Annotated in this window: 13 protein-coding genes and 1 pseudogene; 8 read left to right on the top strand and 6 right to left on the bottom strand. The window is 38.7% G+C overall.

All coding sequences use genetic code 11. The features are described from left to right. From FBD94_RS25685 to FBD94_RS26405, 4 genes and pseudogenes are all read right to left on the bottom strand, one after another. A pseudogene (locus tag FBD94_RS25685) lies at positions 1-189 on the bottom strand (IS5/IS1182 family transposase); the annotation flags it as partial. Positions 190-332: 143 nt separating this feature from the next. Next, positions 333-1,832, bottom strand: coding sequence for a ligand-binding sensor domain-containing protein (locus FBD94_RS26190; protein ID WP_205945939.1), 1,500 nt, complete (start codon positions 1,830-1,832; stop codon positions 333-335). 29 nt (positions 1,833-1,861) lie between these two features. Further along, the gene (locus FBD94_RS25675) at positions 1,862-2,146 is read right to left on the bottom strand and encodes a hypothetical protein (RefSeq protein WP_136882336.1); all 285 of its coding nucleotides are present in this window, start codon (positions 2,144-2,146) and stop codon (positions 1,862-1,864) included. A gap of 243 nt (positions 2,147-2,389) precedes the next feature. After that, positions 2,390-3,637 carry a DUF1398 domain-containing protein gene (locus FBD94_RS26405; protein ID WP_235884660.1) on the bottom strand — a complete coding sequence of 416 codons (1,248 nt, stop codon included), beginning with the start codon at positions 3,635-3,637 and terminating at the stop codon, positions 2,390-2,392. A gap of 359 nt (positions 3,638-3,996) precedes the next feature. Here FBD94_RS26405 and FBD94_RS25665 point away from each other — a divergent pair, with 359 nt between their 5' ends. The 5 genes from FBD94_RS25665 (at position 3,997) to FBD94_RS25645 (ending at position 12,337) form a co-directional block, all read left to right on the top strand. Continuing rightward, positions 3,997-4,596 (top strand): RNA polymerase sigma factor, encoded by a 600-nt coding sequence (locus FBD94_RS25665; protein ID WP_136882335.1) that lies wholly within the window; start codon positions 3,997-3,999, stop codon positions 4,594-4,596. Positions 4,597-4,690: 94 nt separating this feature from the next. Next, on the top strand, positions 4,691-5,896 hold the full coding sequence (locus tag FBD94_RS25660; RefSeq protein WP_136882334.1) for a FecR family protein: 1,206 nt from the start codon (positions 4,691-4,693) through the stop codon (positions 5,894-5,896). Positions 5,897-6,168: 272 nt separating this feature from the next. Continuing rightward, on the top strand, positions 6,169-9,741 hold the full coding sequence (locus FBD94_RS25655; protein ID WP_169472416.1) for a TonB-dependent receptor: 3,573 nt from the start codon (positions 6,169-6,171) through the stop codon (positions 9,739-9,741). A 12-nt stretch (positions 9,742-9,753) separates the two neighbouring features. Next, positions 9,754-11,193 (top strand): RagB/SusD family nutrient uptake outer membrane protein, encoded by a 1,440-nt coding sequence (locus tag FBD94_RS25650; protein ID WP_136882333.1) that lies wholly within the window; start codon positions 9,754-9,756, stop codon positions 11,191-11,193. 10 nt (positions 11,194-11,203) lie between these two features. Then, positions 11,204-12,337: a TlpA disulfide reductase family protein gene (locus FBD94_RS25645; protein WP_136882332.1), complete on the top strand. Its 1,134-nt coding sequence runs from the start codon at positions 11,204-11,206 to the stop codon at positions 12,335-12,337. Positions 12,338-12,542: 205 nt separating this feature from the next. Here the strand turns inward: FBD94_RS25645 and FBD94_RS25640 are convergent, their stop codons facing one another. Further along, positions 12,543-12,932 (bottom strand): hypothetical protein, encoded by a 390-nt coding sequence (locus tag FBD94_RS25640; RefSeq protein WP_136882331.1) that lies wholly within the window; start codon positions 12,930-12,932, stop codon positions 12,543-12,545. Positions 12,933-13,125: 193 nt separating this feature from the next. On the opposite strand from FBD94_RS25640, the gene FBD94_RS25635 reads away from it, so the two are divergent. Then, the gene (locus FBD94_RS25635) at positions 13,126-13,401 is read left to right on the top strand and encodes a hypothetical protein (protein ID WP_136882330.1); all 276 of its coding nucleotides are present in this window, start codon (positions 13,126-13,128) and stop codon (positions 13,399-13,401) included. 39 nt (positions 13,402-13,440) lie between these two features. On the opposite strand, the gene FBD94_RS25630 is transcribed toward FBD94_RS25635, so the two are convergent. Further along, positions 13,441-13,686 carry a hypothetical protein gene (locus tag FBD94_RS25630; protein WP_136882329.1) on the bottom strand — a complete coding sequence of 82 codons (246 nt, stop codon included), beginning with the start codon at positions 13,684-13,686 and terminating at the stop codon, positions 13,441-13,443. A 193-nt stretch (positions 13,687-13,879) separates the two neighbouring features. Between FBD94_RS25630 and FBD94_RS25625 the strand changes: the two genes are divergently transcribed. After that, entirely contained in the window at positions 13,880-16,915 is a 3,036-nt protein-coding gene (locus FBD94_RS25625) for a hypothetical protein (RefSeq protein WP_136882328.1), read from the top strand. 35 nt (positions 16,916-16,950) lie between these two features. Further along, positions 16,951-21,742: DUF6443 domain-containing protein (locus FBD94_RS25620; RefSeq protein WP_136882327.1), on the top strand; the 4,792-nt coding region annotated here is incomplete at its 3' end.

Raw genomic sequence — 21,742 nt, 5'->3', positions numbered from 1 at the left:
CTTAAACATACGGATCGGACTCTCCGCAGTACGTCCATTGGTGTGGCAGTACTTCTCGAGCAGTTCATCATAAATGAAACTGAAGTCTATTAGATCGTTGATCTTTCGAAGTAAATTGTCTTTGGGAATGATCAAATCATACAATCCTGAGTAGGCACTGAATTGAATCTTTTGTTGATGAGCTAACATTGGGCACCTTTTAAAACCTACTTTTAAGGTACAAAAAAAGAGCAGATAACCATAGTTCTTCTGCTCTTTTTGGACTCCAAATATTTAAAAGGACTTTTTCAGTGCCCTCGATTATTCTGTAGCCCTTTTATATTTCATGTCGTTTATCTTCTTTCTATTTTAACTAAACCTTGTCTCGTGGCCAGATATAAATTTCCATCTTTGTCAAATGTCATTGTTGAAATATATGATGTTGGTATTGTGGAGTTATCATTATGATAATTTTCCCAGCCATCTTTTAAATCGTATCTAACCAATCCAGCTCTATCTGTAGATATCCATAGGACTTTTTCCTTTCTATCGTAGAGAACCTTATTAGCATGGTTAAAGGGCATTCCTGAATTCGAAGTTGTAAACTGTTTGATTGAACCATCGAGATATCTTATAGCAATTCCCTCATCGTTATTTATTTGTCCGGGCGTTTTTCTATCGAATTCGTAAAGAGAAAAATATAAATTACCTTTTTCATCTTCGTCCATAGAGGTTATACATTTACCTTTTAATGCTGTTTCAGTGTTATTGAAATTTGTCGCTTTTCCTAACCCATCAATCATAACGGAACCGCTAAAAGTTCCAATCCAAATTCTATTTTTAGCATCTCTTTTGGCAAACGTGACTCTGTTAGAGGGCATTTCTTTAACTTTATTTTGATCCAGGTTGAACCATATACCGTCCTTATAAATAATGAGACCTTTATCAGTGCAGAAGAAGACTTCTCCAGTTTCCGGGTTGTTGATAATTTTAAAGGTGCCATCGATTCCGGTAATTTTTGGATCATGTTTTGTCCAGGTCTTATCATCATAGCTATATATGCTTTTGCCACCATAGACCCATTTAATGTTGTTATTATCAGTTTCAACGGAACGATAAGAGCCAATGTTCTCATTACTTGGTCCAACAATATGGAACGTCTTTCCATCAAATGTTACTAAATCATCACCTGCAGTTAACCAAAGAACTCCGTTTCTATCGATAGTAATGTGGTCATTCATATTGTCTGGCAGATTTGAATTATCCGACTTCCAAACCGCTATCTTATAATTCTTTAAATTTTCATTTTTATACACATAATTTTTGTTATAAATCTCAGGGTTTTTTGGCCGGTCAAAAGACTTCTTGAAAGCGTCTATGTTAACTCTTTCGATATTCCCGGATATCTGATATACCTTTTTGGAGAAGACGAGGTTTTCCTTAATGGTGAAAGTAAGGTTAATAGATGTTCTTCCTTCCTTTTTATTTGCGGTAACTGCAGGTGTCCATTTCTTAAAATTATTTAATTGTTTAATAATTTGTTGCGTAATTTGGTTATTAGATTGGTCTGTATGACTCAATACACATCCCCGTCCGCTAGAATCAATTAAAACCTGAAATTTAATAACTCCAGTAATGCCGGTAAGATTTAATGATTTATTTAATTTTTCCTGTAATTCAGCAAAATCGGCCTCGTTATAAGAAGCCTTAACATCCCCACAATCCAGGCAAAATCTATCTGTTTTACAGTTTTCTAATTTTACAGGGAAGAGATTTTGTGCCTTAGCACCTGAGTAAAGAATTGCTAAAATTAATAGAAGTAAATTTTTGATTAATGGCATCTGATTACTCATGATTTATGTGATTGAGCTATATTCATTATTTAGTCTTTTAGTCTCTTTGTGAAAAATTCCCCAAAGGCTATAATGGTCATTGTAACTGTGTAAACAACTAACCATATTTCGAAACTTTGTTTAGAGAAAAATTGCAGGGAGAGCAAGAAGATAATGGTTAAAGTGAAAGTAGTTAGTAATGTTCCCCATCTTTTGCTAGGCATCATGGCACTTAAGTTCCAACGATTGTAAACAAAAAAGGAAGTGATTAAGCCATTAAAAATAAGCAGAGCAATAGCTATTATTAATTGATACATTAAATCTGGAGCGATCATTTATATGAGCTTTGTACAAATATATAAAACCCTCGGAATTAGTTCGAAGTTATCAAATTAGAATGATCTCTTTTTTATTTAAAAGTACCCAACTAGCTTTTTTGGAAAATGGACTTATTTAAGGACAAGACAGTTTAAGATTTAAAAGATTTTATATTCTTAATATCGCCATCAGCACCAATTTTAATATCTAGTATTTTAGCGTAATGTTGTACTTGAGCGTACTGAATATTAAAATCAATTTCATTCGGGTCCTGGGATCGATTCTGTCAGGATGAGCCGATCTTTCTGATCATAATAACTGCAGGTCATCAATGATAAATTCACTATCCATCTATCGATTCCTGTTTCTGCACAATGCCTGCAAAAGCTGAAGTAATCCGTTTGCCCTGCCTGATGCATTTTCAAATACTTCGTAAACTTTTTCTTATGACTTACAGCAGCGACGACTAAAGGTTCATATTGTGCCTTGGAGCTTAGCTGATGGCCATTATTCCCATAATACTGGGTATGGCTATCGGATACGTGGGTCACAAATTCTGCTACGCCTAACTTTTTGATCGCTTGAATGTACTGGGGGAAATCTGCTCCGGTTTTCACTTTTTCATGTTCCTGCTCAATCTGAGCAATTGTAAAAGATTCATCCTGTAAATCCTCGGATATTGCTTTGAGTTCTATTTTAGGGCTATTGAAATGTTTATACTCCCTCACAACTGACATATAGTCCCATTCTTTGGTCTGTTCCTGATCCACTGTACCATCTGCGATTACGGCTCTGAATACAGCTACAGGATTGAATTCTTTGCTATTAATGAGCAGGTTACCAGAAAAAGTCTTTTGTATAAACTGAAATGAAAACATAGAAATACATAAACAGCCTGGTTCTATTTCAAAGTTAAACTCCTGCGCAGGAATAACGTTATCTCTTGAACCATTTGGAATTTCAATGGATTGAACCGGACACATCATTCTATTTCCATAAGTAAGGTCATACATCCCCACAGCAATATTTAACAGGCAGGAAGTCGCTTTTCCTGGAAATTTCATATCCTTTGAAACATGCATTTCCGGCACCTTGATGGTCAGGATATTTCCATTGATGGACTGCTCAGGTTGCACAAAAAAACTATCCATTACCGGTGAATCCGCATTAAATTCAAAACCATTGAGCCGATCAAAACTGTTGGCTGTAAAATGATAGGTTTCAGACTGAGCGTCGAATGCTTGTCGCAAGGCCTTTTGCACAGCCGTTTTGAAGCGATAAACCATTGTTCCATCATAGAAATCTGTGATGATCTCCCTTGTAACACTCCGGAATTGTTCTGCCAGCTTACTGCTGATGCCAAATTGAGTTGCTGCTTTGTGTGTGTTTTTAGTTTGCTTGTCCTTTGTCAACCTGGATTTGCCAGTAACCAACTGCATATTACCATATTTCTTATAAACAGCAGGTCCTATTACACCTGTCAGGAATTTTCCGTCAAATTTTGCCATGATCTATAGTTTTTTATAAATAAACAACTGATCTAAGATAATGTTTGGATAGCATACTACAAAACTTTAAGTAAAAAAAGATTAAATAGTAACTACACTCCATGTTTTTATAGTAAAAAGTTGGAATATAGTTGGTGTATACTTGGACTATACTTGGAGTATAGTACTACACAGATAGGTTTATGACTGAATTTCCAGTTTCCTCTTTTCCGCATATAAATGCCACGTTTATAAATTCAACGACTTGGGTGTAAAAAAATAACATATCGGCATTTTCATCTCCCTCGGTAAATTTGTAATTACGAGGATATTATGCAAATTTGTAGGAGATTTTAGGTAGATTTCGTTAAGACAGGAAAATGAACGACTATATTTTGTACAGTGACCAGGAATTGGCCGTTCTATTGAAGGGCGGCCAGGAATTGGCTTTCGTAGAACTATATAACCGATACAAAGATCGGATTTTTGGGAATCTAGTTAAACTGTTGAAGTCTCAGGATCTTGCGTTGGAAATCTCACAGGATCTTTTTTTGAAAATTTGGGATATCCGTACGGAGCTAGATCCCGAGAAGTCCTTCCGCTCTTATCTTTTTCGTATCGCTGAAAATATGGTGATGGATGTTTTTAGGAAGGCGGCGAGGGATAAAAAGCTACAAGCCCAACTGATGACTTTAAACACTGAGCTGTATTCACATATTGAAGAACATATGATCGAAATGCAAGAGAACAAGTTATTCATTGAGGCCATAGCGAAACTACCTCCACAGCGTAGGAAGGTATTTACCTTGTGTAAGTTAGAAGGAAAGTCTTATAAGGAGGTGGCGGAATTACTTGGAATTTCTACTTATACAGTTAGCGATCATCTAACTAAGGCGAACCGTTTCCTTAAGGATCAATTAAATCCCGCTTCGGGACTTGCATTGGCAATTTTTGCGATGGCCATCGTAGATGGTATTTAGGAAAAGTAGATATCCAAAAAATAATTTCAAAATAAATAATTTTTGGAGCAGTGACTTTTGGAACCTTGAGCGTAATAGCTGGAAACAATAAAGATTGAAAAGTTCCGACAACATAGAAAAATTATTTCAAAAATATCTTTCGGGTAGCCAAACTGAGGCAGAGTTTAAGGAGCTCCTTGATCACTTTGATACTTTTGGGACCCAAAGTCCTCTGAGGTCATTGATCGGTCAGCAAATGGAAAGCGAATATACTGATTCGGGTTCTTTACAAGAGATGATCATCAGGATGGATGCAAATGTATATCAGGGGCTGGAAAACAGAAGAAATTCGGAGAGGTTTGTTTTGAGGTTATGGCCTCGGGTCGCTGTAGCAGCGGTAATTTTACTGGTAGGCACAGCTATGCTTTTTTTTACTGGTTATTTGGGGCCAAAATCGGGATACAGGAATATGCTGAATGCTAAACAAATATCCGCTGGTAAAAATAGTGCCGTTTTAACTCTTGCTAATGGTAAAACCATCAGGCTCAGCGCTGAAAAGATGGGACTTTTATCTTCTGCTTCGGATCTTACCTATACAGATGGAACAGCAATCGATCCTGGTTTGCACCTTGGGGAAGCTACTGCATTAATCATTACTACCCCGCGTGGCGGGCAGTACCAGGCTGTGCTTCCTGATGGCACGAGTGTCTGGCTCAATGCTGCCTCTTCACTGAAGTTCCCTTCCCGGTTTACAGGAAATGAGCGTGTGGTTGAATTAACCGGCGAAGCTTATTTTGAGGTAACAAAGCTGAAATCACAGAACTCAGATGCTGGAGTGAAGCAAAAGATGCCCTTTCTGGTTGTTTCTAAAGGACAAAAGGTAGAGGTATTGGGTACACATTTTAACATCAGTAGTTATTCGGACGAAGACGATGTGAAGACAACTTTGCTGGAAGGCTCTGTGCGGATTTCCGTATATCCGGATGCTAAAAATGCCAAGGGCTCTGAGGCAATATTGTTGCCTGGACAGCAATCTGTACAGAATTTCGGTCATATTATGGTCCGGGAAGTAGATGCGGCCTACGCGATTGACTGGAAAAATGGAAAGTTCTCCTTTAAAAATGAGCCTCTGCAAAGTATCATGCGCAAAGTTGCCCGTTGGTATAATGTCGAGGTAACCTATCAGAATGAACAACTTATGGATAGGAAATTCAGCGGCAAGGTTTCTAGATATGATGATGTATACGAGGTGCTCAGGATTTTGGAAATGACCGGGGGAGCTGAATTTAAGATTGAGGGCAGAAAAATTACGATATTATAGCCAGTGAATAAAAACAACTAAATAATCTATAAACCTAAACCAGAAACATGAAGAAGCATCAGAGAGATCCCTAGCCTGGGAAGATCGGTTTATCGCATAAAAAAGGACTTCGATCTTGACCTCGAAGTCCCAATAAGCTGATAAACTTACAAATTATTGCGTGACAACAATTATCAATTAACCAGGCAATCAAACTTAGGCAATATTGTACAATATTACAATATTGAACGGTCCCTCATTTGGCCGCTAAGGATTGCCACAGATCAAATGAAATGTATAAGAGCTTTACTAAAAAAGTTTACTGGCCTGGCCAGTTTATGTTAAAAATCCTGTTGATTTTGGCTACCGCCTATCGGGGCTGGAATGAAGGGGATAAAAGAAGATGGATGATGCGAATAAAACTGATCACTGTTTTAATGATTGCTGCTTTTTTGCAGGTGAGTGCTGCCGGCTTTGCCCAAAGGTTTACCCTTGCCAGGAGTAATATTACGCTGGAGAAAATTTTTGAGGAGATAGAAAAGCAAACTAGTTATAATGTAGTTTATCTCAACAGCAAGCTGAACGACCAAAAAACGATAAATGTAAAGTTTAATCAGGCGTCGTTGGATGAGGTGATGGCGTATTGCCTTAAAAATCAGTCTTTGGATTATGTTATATCCGATAAAACGATTGTATTGAAAGAAAAGTCTTCTTCTGTATTGGATAAGTTGGCCAGCTATTTTAAAGCAGTTGACATTTCAGGCCGTGTAGTGGATGCCGATGGAAAAGCGATACCTGCAGTAAATATAAAAATCAAAGGCAGCAAAAAAGTCGTGGTAACTGACGCAGATGGACAATTTAAAATTAATGTGCCTGAAGCTAATGCGATACTGGTATTCTCTTCGGTCGGTTACGTAACAAAAGAGCTTCCTGCCACACAAGGGATGAAGGTTTCATTAGAACTTGAGCTCAATAAGTTAAATGAAATGGTGGTAGTAGGTTATGGTAGTACCAGGAGAAAAGATCTGACCGGTTCAGTAGCATCGGTGGATGTAAATGAAGTTAAAAATGTTCCGTTTGCAACCTTAGATCAGGCACTAGCAGGTAAGGCCGCTGGTGTACAGGTAGTTCAAGCGGATGGATCTCCAGGCGGCGTGGCTAAGATCAGAATCCGTGGAGGTACATCCTTATTAGGTGGAAATGATCCGCTTTATATTATTGACGGGATCCAGATGCAAATTCAAAACAGGTACTTACAAAGCGCAGCTGAGATTGTAAATCCTGTAGAACAGTTTGGAGGAGATAATAAAGCCAATACCATTTCAGGTGCATTTGCTCGTGGATTAAATAGTTTAGGGGGGGTAAATATCAATGATATTGAAACTATTGACGTTTTAAAGGATGCTTCCGCTACAGCTATTTACGGTTCAAGAGCTGCGAATGGTGTAATCATCATTACTACAAAAAAAGGTAAGCTAAATCAGAAACCTGTTTTTGAAGTAAATTATTATACTGGCGTGAGTAAGCCAATTAAGGAAAAATTATTGAATCGCGATCAGTACACCACGATTTTGAAAGAGGGTGCTAAAAATTTAAATGACATACTAACATCTTTGGACCTTCCCTTGAGTGATGATGCGACAAGCATATTGACTAATCCCGATTATCTGGGTACTGCCAATACAGATTGGCTTGGACTGGTATTGCGTAATGGGATCACCCAAAATGCAGATATATCTGTAAGAGGTGGGGGTTCTGGCTCCAGATTTTACACCTCTCTGGCATACAATAAGAATAATGGTGTGGTTCTGGGTACAGATTATACAAGGATTGCAGGTAAATTAAACCTTGACAACGAAATAAACAGCAAGTTTCGCATCACTACCAATCTGGATTATGGCTTTAGTACCAATAACATTACGAATGGACTATATACACAGGCACTCTTTGCACCTCCTACCGTTAGCCCTTATAATGCAGATGGAAGTATTCGTCTTATGGATCCTGCAGCAAATGGTGCGGAAAGCTTTTTAGGATTTCAAAACCCATTGTTCCTGTTAGATGGCATCAACAAATCTAATTCGGTTTCTCTAATTGGGTCATTGTCTGCAGAGTATGATATTCTGAAAGACCTCAAATTCAAAAGTACTTTATCTGTAAATTATAACAATTACAGGCAGAATAATTATGTGCCTAGTACAGTGTTAGTTGCAGATGTAAAAGCTGGTGGATGGCCTGGAAGTTCCAATAATGGTATGGCAACACAGGGGCAGTCACAAACTGTAGATCTGTTTTATGAAAACACCATTACCTGGGAGAAACAATTTAACGAAAACAACAGGCTGAACTTTTTAGCGGGAACTTCCTGGCAGCAAAGTAAAAGCAATTCATTTTCAGCAAGCGGGCAAGGCTTCCCAGATGATGTTTATTTAAATAATTTATCATCAGCAGCCTTAACATTACCATCTACTGGGGTTTCCGGTCAGAATTCGCTGTTGAGTTTTTATATGAGGGCCAACTATGCCTTGTTTGAAAAATACCTCTTCACTTTTACTGGACGTTCTGATGCCTCTTCTAAGTTTCCTGCAGGAAACCGTGTTGGTTATTTCCCTTCAGGAGGAGTGGCTTGGCGTATTTCTCAGGAAAACTTCCTTAAAAATGTAAAATGGATCGATGAAATTAAGCTGAGGGCAAGTGCCGGATATACGGGTACACAGAATATTGGTGATAATCTTTTCTATACTTTATATGCTCCTGTTTCTTACGCAGGTACTAGCGGAATGGCTCCCTCTCAGCTAGGTAATGATAAGATTAAATGGGAATCTACACTGCAAAAGGATGCAGGGATTGATTTTGCCTTTTTTAAATCCAGGCTAAGTGGTGGTATTGGTTATTATGAAAAGTCTACGTCGGGGATTTTATTTCCGGCAACAGTAGCCTCAAGCTCTGGCTTTAAAGGGGTAACGGCTAATATTGCTGACATTCGTAACCGTGGTGTCGAGTTAACCATCAGGGGCGAGTTTATTCGTCATAAAGATTTTCAATGGGCAGGTACTTTTAATATTTCAGGTAACCATTCTAAAGTTTTGGCTTTGTCTAATGATTTTTCAGATCCTGCTAATCCGAAAGAATATCACTATGGCAATACCATATTAAAGGTTGGAAAACCACTTGGATTGCTATATGGTAGTATATTTGATGGGATCATAAAAACACAGGCAGAAGCAGAAGATTATAAAAGCCGCAGTTTATATTCTTTATATGGTTATTTGGATATGGCTGGTATTGGCGATGCCAGATATGTATTAGGAGACCCTGTTTATGAAAACTATAGTGATTTTAAACAAGATATTATTGGCAATGCAGAGCCTAAATTTTACGGCGGATATACCAATAGTATCACTTATAAAGATTTTAGCTTGGTTGCTTTGGCTACCTTTTCTTATGGTGGCGATATCTTTTACCTTGCCGATGCGCAAAATCAGGATTTAGGAACCCGAACAAATAAAGGAGTTAGAATTTTAGATAGGTGGACGCCTGAAAATCCAAACTCAACCAGACCTAGATTGATTTTAGGAAATGGAAGTCTGGTAAGTGCAGCCAGCAACAATGTTTATGATGCCTCCTATATCAAGTTAAAATCAATTACCTTAAATTATCAGTTGCCAAAATTGCTAATGGATAAATTGAAGCTGAATAGTGCTTCCATCTATGTTTCTGCAACCAATCTTTTTACAATAACTCATTATCCCGGAGCAGACCCTGAGATCAGCAATGATCCATATAGCCTGATTGGTGGTTATAGTGATACTGGTGCTTATCCAACTGTAAAACAGTTTAGTTTTGGACTTCGTTTTGGATTTTAATATATAAGAATAATGAAAACACTATATAAATACCTCGCATTGGCACTATTAGGCACTACGATTTATGCTTGTAAAAAGGAACTTGGCGCTTTGCCCAAGAATGCTAAAGTAGATGCGAATACCATATTAGATCAGGCCACTGCTCAAATTGCACTTAATGGGGCTTATTATGCATTTGCAAATGCAACGATGGCCCAAACAAACTGGCAAGATCACCAGGTTGTACCTGGCATGCTCTCCGGCTATCTATCTTATGGATACAGTAGCTTCGCAGAAGAAAAAAATGACAATACTGAATTCTCCAGTCATTATTGGGATGAATCTTATATCCTTTTAAATGCAGCCAATGGCGTAATTAAAGGAGTTAATGCTCTTCCAGACCAAAAATTTGTTGGAAATAGAAAAAAAGAAGTTATTGCTGAGGCACACTTTTTAAGAGCTTACGCACATTTCAAGTTATTGTGTTATTACGGCGAATGGTATCATCCCGAAAGTAATTTCGGTATTTTGTTAAGAGATGAATTGTCTACCCTCGGAAATATCACTAAAGCCAGAAGCACTGTTAAAGAAAGCTACGATTTTATTCTGGCAGACCTGGATGATGTGATTGCAAATGGACCTGTAAGCAATCCAAGTTATTACGCTACACGTTGGGCAGGGATGGCATTAAAAGCACGTGTTTTAATCAGCAGAAGGGGCGGAGCAGCAGATTATGCGGAAATAATCAGCCTTGCTGAGCAGATCAAAAATGGGGGCTTTGTATTGGAACCAAATGTTCAGGATATTTTCCGCTCAAAGGGTCTCGGCAGCAAGGAAGTTATTTTAGGAATTAAGCCGCAAAGTGGACAGGAAATGAATGCTTACTCTAAAACCAGGCAGTACTGGCCTGGAGCATCTTTTTTATTTACGGCCACCGCTGCTTTGAACACACTGTTGAAAGATGATCCGAGACAAGCCTGGATCATAGGAGGTTATAACCCGAAAGGTCTGAGCGAATCTTACTTTTTCACTAAATATATTGCGGTTGGGGGAACGCCGACAGTAACTTCTGAAACAGATTATGCTTTAAGATTAACCGAAGTTTATTTATTAAAAGCGGAAGCAATTGTACGTTCAGGAGGAGATCTTGCAGATGCTAAAGCGCTTATCCATGAAGTACAGGCGAAAGCTGGAATTACTGCTACAATTAACAATGTCCCATATTTGGCCGTTGAAAATGCAACCACTAGTGCTGCGTTACTGAAAGAAATATTTAATGAAGATGTTAAAAGTTTGGTAGGCGAAGATGGCTTGGAATGGCTGGCGCTTCTTCGGATTTTTTCCCTTGATGAGGTGAAAAAAATGAAACCTACAATCTTAACTGAGGCACAATATATTTTGCCTGTACCGAAAACTGAATTTACTTACAATCCCGCATTTGGCCTACAAAACCCTGGTTACAGCGCATTTTAAATTTTAAAACATGAAGAAAAATATTATTACTACAATACTATTGATGGCGTTAGGCCATACAATGGTTAACGCACAAAAAACGGTAACCATTATAGGTACAGTTAAGGGGGACCTAAAGGGACATGCTGAAGTATATGTTTACGGAAAGGACGTAAAAACTGATACTGCTATCATTAAGGATGGTAGCTTTAAATTTGTTTTGCCATTTACTAAGCCTGTCGCTCCAGCCTTTTATGACGAGTATGATGCTAAAATTAAACTTGGCGTTTCGCCGCTTCCAATCTTAATTGATCAACCTGGTACTGTATATCTTAAAGATGTGGATATTGAAAAAGGATTATCCAGTGGAAAAGTATCCGGAATAAAGTCAGCTGAAGATTTTCAGTCATATAATGATGAATTGCAACAAATTTCGGATGACATACAAAAGGAGCTGAAGAAGAAATATGGAGACAATGTAAATGCCAAATCACCTAAGTATGAAGATTATGTGAAGGATTTTATGGCGATGAATACTGCCAGGGAGAATGAAGTTGCTAAAAGATTTGTGAAGGCAAATCCAGATGCTTATACCGCTACCTATATTCTTGCGCGTCTGGAAGATTCAATGAATATTGGAGATCTTGAAGAACTTTACAATGTGCTTTCAAAAAATATGAAGGCTTCTGAGATTGGGAAATCCATCAAAGAATATATTGAAGGGGCAAAAAAATCCAAAGTTGGACAAACTGTTAAAGATTTTACACTAAATGATGCTAAGGACCAACCTTTTAGTCTTAGTAAATTAAAAGGTAAATATGTAATTATCGACTTCTGGGCAAGCTGGTGTGGTCCTTGTAAAGCATCTTTTCCACACATGAAAGAACTTTATAATAAATATAAAGGGGATCAATTTGAAATTTACAGCATATCTATAGATCAGTCGAAATCGGATTGGCTTAAAGCGTTAAAAACGCTTGAATTGCCCTGGCTACAGACCCTGGATACGAAAAATATTTCAATATCCAGCTTTGCTGTTTCCGGTGTGCCTACGACCTTCTTGATTGATCCGAAAGGAAAAATTCTACTTAGGGAGGTTGGACTTGACCCAAGTGGTAAAAGTCCGGTTGAACAAAAACTGGCTGAAATATTCGGCGCGAAATAGGTTCTTGTTTCCATTGTAAAAATATAAAGTGGCCGATCATTATGATACGGTCACTTTTTGTTGATATGCTATTTATGGCTATCTTTTTGGAGAATCTTCCCTGTTCTATTTATGCAAAAAAAAAGTAACTCTGCGGATAGTGATTTACTAATCCCAGTTGTTTATCTATACCTAAATTAAGTTGGATGTTTGGTTGACGGCATTATTAATGGTTCCATTTGAAGCCTTCGGTGTCAAACTCTATCGCTTGGTTTCCCTCATTGTAAAACTCTAATTCGATTGTTACTTTTTTGGACCTTTTCAAATTATTAATAAACCGAGAAGTATTTTGTAAAAATGCTACGTTTGAACTGTGATCGGAAGCGCCATTGAATGTGTAAACGGAAGAAGGATTTTTGTCAAACTTTACTCTGAAATTTGATCCGTTGTAGGAATCAATAATTAATTGTGCTTTTGAAAATTTAACAAATACATCAGTTTTCTCTGACATTTTTCTTACATATAAAGTGGTGCTGCAACCTCCGTCGTATGGAAAGTCAAAATGCAGCAAATCTTTTGCGTCAATACTAGCGTAGTATGTTTTTTTTGAGGTCATTTTGGTGAACGTGCTACTCGTCTCGATTACCTATGTGATCAGAGTGATCAATTCATGTTTCTGCGCTTTTGGATTAAAAAAGATGATTTAAACATTAAGGTCGAGATACTCCAAAATGCAATTTTTTAGATGACCCTGAACTTGTTCAGGGAGCAAGACTTGTCTCGGTAAGGATATAGGTTTGTTAAAACTAATGACCGCAGCGAACGGAGCCAGCTTTAAAGATATTTATGATCCTGATTATCTGACTGAAGATATTTCTCTAACGTCATTGATGAATGACTTGCAATATAAACAAGAGACCTTTAATGGCGAAGAGTATCGTACTATTTTTGATTTGGATAACGAGACCAGCCCGGTTGGTGATCCATTGCGCTTACTTTTGTTCGAAAAAAAAGCCTTAGACAAACGGAGAGCTAAGAAAATGTTCAGAACAAGACGGGAGGTTCCAAGCAATTTATGGTTTTAAAGAAAATTGTTCATTAGTTTCGTGATTACTTTGATCAAGTTAAATAGAATAAATCCACTGGCTTGAAAATAAAGCATAAGAGCTATATACGGATAATACACTATTGTAAATCCGTTTATTCCTTCCACCAGAAGAATCATTGAGGTCAATAAAAGTGGAATCCAACTTGTTTTCTGCCACTTTTGCAGAATTAGAATTGTCCAATAAAGATCCATTGAAAAATACCGATGCAAAATCGTCTATGAGACCTAAATAAATCTTGAGGTTGCATGCCAGGACTGTCATATTCTTTTGTGTTTTGGGCGCTGTCTTGTCAATTTTGTGCACTGAAGGAATTAAGGTTTTAACATAAAAACTACTCTTTTCTCATTTTAAGCGCTGTATTCACTCTTTTTTAAGTTTTATTTTTTTTTGAATGATTTGCTTCCCTGCATACGGGCTGCACGAAAGGATTGTAAAATTAAACTGATTTAAAAATATGAAGAAAAAACAATTATTCATGCAGGCTGTGTTCCTGCTTTGTCTGTATTCTTTTCAGCAAACTCAGGCACAAATACCGGGTACGCCTTATAACGTTAAAAGTCCTAATTCAGCCTCACTGGGATTATTTGGACAAATTCCAGTTTCGTATTTTACAGGTATACCTGATATTGGGGTACCGTTATATACACTTAAACAGAAAGATGCGTCCCTTTCTGTTGATTTAAGATACCACGCCTCTGGTTTTAGACCGGATACGCACCCTGGTTGGGTCGGTAGTGGTTTTTCACTTTCATGTGGTGGCATGGTCTCCAGGGTGGTTAAAGATGAACCGGATGATTATAATAATCCGAGTGATACAGGAAATGATCTTAAATATCGCTTTTGCGGATATTATTTCAACAGAGCGATTTTGAATACGACGAGTTGGAATAAGAAGATTTATGTGCAAAATTTAGCGCGTATTGGAGACGCATCAAAAGATACAGAACCTGATGAATTCTCCTTTAACTTTGATGGTTATAGTGGTAGTTTTTACATGAGTCCTGACGGCTCTTGGCGCGTTAAATGTGATAAACCACTTTCCATTAGTCTGATTGGACCTTTTCTTGATAACCCTTTTACCCCACCTTCGAATACGAATATGGCTGCGCTTGGCATGTCAAAAACGTATGGAGGTTTTGTGATTACAACAGAAAATGGGACTAAATATTACTTTGGTGGCAATACAGATGCAATAGAGTACAGTATTTCCATGTTCGAACAATATAAAGACCAATTTACAGCCGGTAGCTGGTACCTGACTAAAGTAGAACCTGCGATAGGAGAGCCGATTGTTTTGACTTATGAACGGGACGATTATATCAACCAGATGTATTCTTCGATTTATAGTGTTTTGCAAGCAACATTAATAAAGAATAGCGGAATGCTTATCTGTGGTCTTGCCTCACCGATGGTATTAGCGGGGAGTTACAATGGCAAGTTAATATCGCCTGTTTATCTGAAAAAAATCACCGGTGCACACACGGTAATCAAATTCAACCGTTCTACAAGTGATGAGTTAACCTACAATACAAATAAAGTTTATAACGATCAGTATGCGCGGTTTTCGACAGGGCAAACTGGCAATCAGACCTCATCTTTTGTTCCTATTCTTGAAGATAACTTTAGTTATTCTTATCCGGGATTCCTGAACCAGTTGAAATGGAAAAAATTGCACGAAATTCGTGTAGAGCGACTTGATAGTACGCTTATTAAAGCTTTCAGCTTTAATTATGACAATAAAGCCTCAGAGCGGCTTAGACTGAGATCTGTTACTGAGAAGGGTAGTGATTTGGTTAGTTTACCACCGTTTATTTTTGAATATGACGAATCAAAAGAGCTTCCTGGTTATTTAGACAATAAAGTTGATCACTGGGGTTTCTATAACGGTACCTTTGCCATTGAAGCTGGTAATACTGCCGATTGTGCCAACTATTATAATTATCGCGAACCAGTGGAGGCTTATTTGTACGCAGGGACGCTCAACAAGATCACTTACCCGACTGGTGGTGTGACGGAATTTACCTATGAACCGAATCGGTATAGCTTGCGAGTTCAGGAGGAACGGAGTAAGGGATTGGATAATGGTTTTCATGTAAATACTTTAGCAGGGGGACTTCGGATAAAAAAGATATCTAGCTATGATAGTGCTAATCCGCTACAGAAACAGGAAAAAGAATATTTTTACGTTTCTAATTATAGCAATGCCGTAGATCAAAGTATGCTTTTTTCTAGTGGAGTATTAGCTGGGCAACCTAAATATTATTTTCTTGATTACAAGGAAGCATCCTACACCCATGATGCGGTGTACACGACTTCAGTTTTTGCTTCGCAATCGGTACTTCCTGGGACAATTAGTGCACAAGGTAACCATGTCGGGTATTCGGAAGTAGTTGAAAAACTCTCTGATGGTAGTTATACGAAGTATTACTTTAGTAATTTTGATACTGGGGCAAAAGATGATGCCGCTGATACGACAATTCAGTTAAGTCACATCTCTTATGATCCTTATTCTGCCCGGGACCAGGATCGCGGGAAGTTGATCAAAGAACTTCAATATAGCAACCAGGACAAGCTTCTGAAGAAACAGGAAATTTCTTATATCGCTTTAAATAAAGAAAACGAGTATGTGCCTGCTGTAAAATCAAATAATCTATTGATTTGCTCTGGGGTTGGCGCCATGGTGGAAGAAGGTACAGCTTACCGAATGTATACTTATTCTTATCTTCCGAGCACCAAAATTACGGCTAACTATGATGATGCCGGTAATTTTGTAACCAGTACAAAAAGTTTTAATTACAATTTAAGCACCCGACTACTGCGTGATGAAACCTCAATAGATAATCGCGGACGATCAGTTAAAGCGTCTTATTCCTATCCAAATGATTTTTCAACGACATATCCATATAGCTTTATGGTTGCTGCAAATGTATTATCCCCGGTTATTAAGCAAAGCACTTTTGTTAATGAGGTACAAACGGCTAGTAAATTTACAGCCTATGCTCCGCTTAGTGCTGGATTTGTTCCAGTTAGTTTAACTACTTCTACAACCACGACAAGCAGACCTGCCCTTAAGGCGCTGGCAGATTATGACGATAAAGGCAATCTCCAGCGCCTTCGAAAGTACACTGTAGACAAGGGGACAACTTACATTTTAAGCTATGCCGGTCAGTATCCTATTGCCAAAATTGAAAATGTAGATTACGCAACGATCATGACCGCTTTAGGTGGAACAACAATCGTAAATACTTTCAGAGATGTTGTTGAACCAACTCCTGCCCAGGTACAAGCATTTTTGACACCGCTTTATACATTGAGTAATGCGCTGGTGACCAGTTATATTTTTGATCCTGCAATTGGCTTGATCAGTTCAAAAGATGCAAACGGAAAGACTACTTCTTTTAATTATGATAATTACCAAAGGTTAAAAGCCATAAAAGACCAGAATGATTACTTAATCAAGGGCTATAATTATCACTATAGACCAAATTAACAACCGACTCAATCAAATTTGAATCTTAACAAATAATGATGAAATACTTCTTCACCTTTTTGGTTGTGCTTTTTTTAGGTTTGCCTTCAATATTTGCACAAGATGGAACCTCTATGTTTATGGCTACTGAAATACCAGTACCATATTGTGGTCATGTGATGTACTCAGATCAGAAATACACTGGCTACGGTTCTGGATTTGTAAACAATTATGGGTTTGATAGTCCCGATGTTTGGTACAGATTTACCCTTAATAATGCGACCAATGTTGCAATTTCTCTTTGCGAAAGTGATCTTGATACTTATTTGTATATTTTAGATGAGAATGGATATCTTGTTGCGTCTAATGACAATGATGGGCCACTCTGCTCAGGGTCCAGATCCTCAATTAGTCAGTACTTTCAATCGGGCACTTATTATATTGTAGCCGAAGGGTATTATAATTCTGTAGGTAACATTTCACTTAATTTTGAAATCGCTCAAAGTGGATTGCCCGTTACTGGTTCAGGAAGAAGTACTGCAATCGATGTAGGTTCCTTTGGAAGCTCTGGAGGTTACACTGATACCAGAAGTAACGCGGATCCTTGTTTGAATAACAATATTGGGCAGCAGAGTAATGAGATTTACTATCGCTTTACACTTACACAAGCTTCACAGGTTACCATTACAAACTGTGGTAGCAATGTTGATACGTATGTGTATTTACTGGATGCATCGGGTGTGCTGATTGATAGTGATGGTGATAATTATGAAACTACACCCTGCCTGGGAAAGGCATACCTTAAGAAAACATTAGCGGCTGGAACCTATTACCTGGCTTCAGAGGGCTATGGAAGTTATACGGGTGATATTGCAACCAACATTGATGTTTCTCAGATTCAAATCACCCCAGATCCTCCAGCAATTAGTTATGTTTCAGCTCCTGATTTTTTTGTTGGGACTCCGATAAGCCCGCTGATACCCACCAACACAGGTGGGGCGGTTTCTTTAGTTAATCAAAATACAAGCACTTTTGCAGGATCAGGTAGCAGAGGTTCTTTAGACGGACTGGGTACATCAGCTAGTTTTTCTTATCCTACTGGTACCGCGGTAGACGGAGCTGGAAATGTTTATGTAGCGGATACAGCAAGCCATCGGATTCGTAAAATTACACCTGAGGGACTAGTCAGTACACTTGCAGGTAGCTCGCAAGGTTATGCAGATGGTGTTAGGGAAAATGCACGTTTTAATTCTCCCAGCGCTATAGCAGTAGATGCTTCAGGGAATGTCTTCGTAGCTGATCAGTCAAATCATAGAATCCGTAAAATTACACCAAGCGGTACTGTAACTACTTTTGCCGGAAGTGGTGTGGAAGCTGAGGCTGATGGCATTGGTACTTCTGCGAGTTTTAACGGCCCAAGGAGTCTTGCCTTTGATGCCTCTGGTAATCTATATGTCTCGGATCTCCAGAGAATTCATAAAATCACGCCTACCGGTGTGGTTACCACTTTTGCTATTGCTGGAGCAAGCACAATAGCGTTTGATAAAATAGGAAACCTTTTTATTGCAGGTGGCGGATACATACGTAAAATTAGTACCTCAGGAGTAATTACTCCTTTTTGTGGAGGTAACCTGCCTGGCTTCAGTAATGGTAGCTCCGCTGAATCGAGATTTAATTCAATCAGCGGTATTTGCGTAGATAATTCGGGAATAGTTTATGTTACCGACCAATTGAATAATATGATCCGAAGGATCGATTCTTTAGGAAATTCAAGCACATTTGCTGGAACGACAAGTCCTGGCTCGACCGATGGGACGCTAGGTGAGCAGGTAAGGTTTGATTCACCTTTGGGTTTATGTATAACACCAAATGGAACCATGTATGTGTCCGAAGGCGAGGGTAAACGGATTAGAAAAGTTATGTTGGTTAAAGGGTACAGTATCAGTCCAGCATTACCTGAAGGGCTCGTTCTTAATGAGATTGATGGTACAATCAATGGCACGCCACTTCGCTCTTCTGAAGCTACAGTTTATACCGTGACCGCCTATAATAGTGGCGGGAGTAGTAACACCACAGTTAATCTTAAAGTGATTGGCTTTTGTCCTGAACCTAGTAATAATCAAAATTATGTAATTAGCTATACGCCACGGGTACCACAATTAACAACAATTGAAGCGGTAGTTTCATCCAGTTGTGATCCGGCAAAAGTGCAGACCAGTATCCAATATCTTGATGGTCTGGGCAGACCTTTACAAAACGTTCAGATTAGAGGAAGTGCGGCTGCGGATAAAGACATTGTATCTCCTATAAACTATGATGCCTTAGGGCGGGAATCTTTGAAATACTTGCCTTACGCAAGTACAACCAGTAATGGAAGTTATAAGCCGGATGCATTAACTAAAGTGGTTGCTTATTATGCAGCAAAACCTGAAGGTCAGGAATCTGCGTTCAGTACTCCGTATGCCGAAACCCGTTTTGAAGCATCGCCTTTAAACCGTGTTTTAGAACAAGGAGCTCCGGGTACGGCCTGGCAGATTGGGGCAAACAATACGGGACATACTTTGAAAATAACCTATGGGACAAATCTAAGCAATAATGTCAAATTGTGGGTGGTTAACGGTTCAGGAGCAACGGCAACATATTACGAGGCCAATACTTTGTATAAAACTACGAGTAAAGATGAAAACTGGAAAGTCGTTGACATTAAAGCCGGAACTGTAGATGAATATAAAGATCTGGAAGGCCAGATAGTTTTAAAACGGGTATGGGAAACAGATGTGAAATGCTTGAGTACTTATTATCTATATGATGATTTTGGCAACCTTCGTTATGTATTGCCGCCTGCTGTGAATGAGGGTACAGATCGGTTGAGTGGAGCGCTAAATAGTTTTACTGAAGAGGATATTGAGTTCAAAAATTTCATGTATGGTTATCATTATGACGATAGGAATAGGTTGGTAGAAAAGAAGATCCCTGGAAAAGATTGGGAGTTTATCGTCTACAATGCACTTGATCAGGTTATCCTTACACAGGATTGGAAACAGAGGATGGCTGGGAAATGGTTATCGACTAAATATGATGCTCTTGGTCGGGTCATTTTAACGGGATTATACGATGATGGTAGGACCAGGCCTTTGGTTCAAGCCGCTGTTGATGATTTGACATTGGTTAATCCCGATTATTGCTGGTCGGAAGAGAAATCGGGATCAGGTATAGGTTACACCAGTAATGTATTTCCACAAAGCATCAGTTATTATCATAGTTTGAATTATTATGGTGATTATAGTTTTCCAGGGAATGTGTTTGGACAACCTAATGCTACCTTGGGGCAGGCGCAAGCTTCAGGTACTAAAGGATTGCTTACAGCTAGTAGTACTACGGTATTGGGGACTGGGAATATGTTGTTAACGGTTAATTATTACGATGCGGAAGGACGTCTAATTCAAAGTAAAGCCGAGCATTATAAAAATAATACCGCTGAAGCGAATAATTATGATCAACTGAGCAATGTATATGGTTTTACTGGGGAGTTGAAAGAAAGTACGCGTAGACATTTTAATAACAATACCGAAGCCTTATATGTTTACAACAAATATCAGTATGACCATATGGGACGTAAACTGAGTACTGAGCAGAAGACGGCTACTAATTTGTCTGCTGGCGAAGCTCTTTCCTTTGTAAAGTTATCTGCTGATAGCTATAATGAGGTCGGGCTGTTGAAGCAAATTGGATTGCATAACAGTTTGCAGCATACTAATCTTTATTACAATGCTCGTGGTTGGTTAAGTAAGCGTGAATCAGATGAGTTTAGTTTACAGCTTAAATATGAGGATGGAACCGAACCTCAATACAATGGGAATATTGCCAATCAGGGTTGGGGTGCTGGTAGTATTTATGCCAATTTGTTTACTTATCAGTATGACAAATTAAATCGACTGGAGAACGGAACGGGAGCAGGAATGACTGAAGTTTTGACTTATGATGTGATGGGTAATATCAAAAGCCTTAATCGGGATGCAGCTGGAGCAAATACTTACCATTACATCGGAAACCAACTTAATAGTGTAGATAATATGACAGGTACTTATGTCCATAATGAGAATGGGAATGCGACTTACGATGGTCGGACTCAAGCTACAATTGATTATAATTATCTGAATCTTCCCTCAACAGTGAGCCTGCCTGGTTCAAGCCTTACCTATCTGTACGATGCTAGTGGTAGGAAATTGCGTAAGATCAGCAGCTTTGCCGGAACGGTTGATTATATTGACGGCATTCACTATAAACCAGATGGGAGTATAGATTTTGTGCTGACTGAGGTTGGGCTGGCGCGTCGCAATGGAACGGATTACAATTATGAGTATACCTTAGCTGACCACTTAGGAAATGCACGTTATAGTTTTGATATCAGTGGGGGAGGAGTACGAAGAGTACAGCAACAAGATTATTATCCGTTTGGGATGATAAAAGAAAGTGGAAAATATTTATTTGGTGAAAAAAATAAATATCTTTATAACGGCAAGGAGTTGCAAGAAGAGCTGGATGGGCAGTTAGATTACGGGGCACGCTTCTATGACCCGGTAATAGGCCGCTGGACTACTGTAGACCCAAGTGCTGATGAAGCAGATCAGGAATCCTTTTCGCCTTATAGTTATGTTTTTAATAACCCTGTTAAAAACACAGACCCTGATGGCCGGATACCGAATATAGACCCACCAAGTGCAAAAACAGTAATAAAAGGTGCTGCAATTACTACAGGAGGAGTAGCGGGAGGGATTTTCGCGGCATCTTTAGCTACAGGGGGAATTGTTGCAGCAGGAGGAACTGCTACTATTGTTGGAGCTCCTG

The sequence above is a fragment of the Pedobacter hiemivivus genome, from assembly GCF_005144565.1.
Classification (GTDB): domain Bacteria; phylum Bacteroidota; class Bacteroidia; order Sphingobacteriales; family Sphingobacteriaceae; genus Pedobacter; species Pedobacter hiemivivus.
The sequence above is the reverse complement of the archived record's forward strand: the minus strand, read 5'-3'. Positions and strand labels throughout refer to the sequence as shown.

Coding starts and splice junctions, on each gene's coding strand:
- FBD94_RS26190 (WP_205945939.1), bottom strand. CDS start 1,832: ATGAGTAATCAGATGCCATTAATCAAAAATTTACTTCTATTAATTTTA.
- FBD94_RS25675 (WP_136882336.1), bottom strand. CDS start 2,146: ATGATCGCTCCAGATTTAATGTATCAATTAATAATAGCTATTGCTCTG.
- FBD94_RS26405 (WP_235884660.1), bottom strand. CDS start 3,637: ATGGCAAAATTTGACGGAAAATTCCTGACAGGTGTAATAGGACCTGCT.
- FBD94_RS25665 (WP_136882335.1), top strand. CDS start 3,997: ATGAACGACTATATTTTGTACAGTGACCAGGAATTGGCCGTTCTATTG.
- FBD94_RS25655 (WP_169472416.1), top strand. CDS start 6,169: ATGTATAAGAGCTTTACTAAAAAAGTTTACTGGCCTGGCCAGTTTATG.
- FBD94_RS25650 (WP_136882333.1), top strand. CDS start 9,754: ATGAAAACACTATATAAATACCTCGCATTGGCACTATTAGGCACTACG.
- FBD94_RS25645 (WP_136882332.1), top strand. CDS start 11,204: ATGAAGAAAAATATTATTACTACAATACTATTGATGGCGTTAGGCCAT.
- FBD94_RS25640 (WP_136882331.1), bottom strand. CDS start 12,932: ATGACCTCAAAAAAAACATACTACGCTAGTATTGACGCAAAAGATTTG.
- FBD94_RS25635 (WP_136882330.1), top strand. CDS start 13,126: ATGACCGCAGCGAACGGAGCCAGCTTTAAAGATATTTATGATCCTGAT.
- FBD94_RS25630 (WP_136882329.1), bottom strand. CDS start 13,686: ATGACAGTCCTGGCATGCAACCTCAAGATTTATTTAGGTCTCATAGAC.
- FBD94_RS25625 (WP_136882328.1), top strand. CDS start 13,880: ATGAAGAAAAAACAATTATTCATGCAGGCTGTGTTCCTGCTTTGTCTG.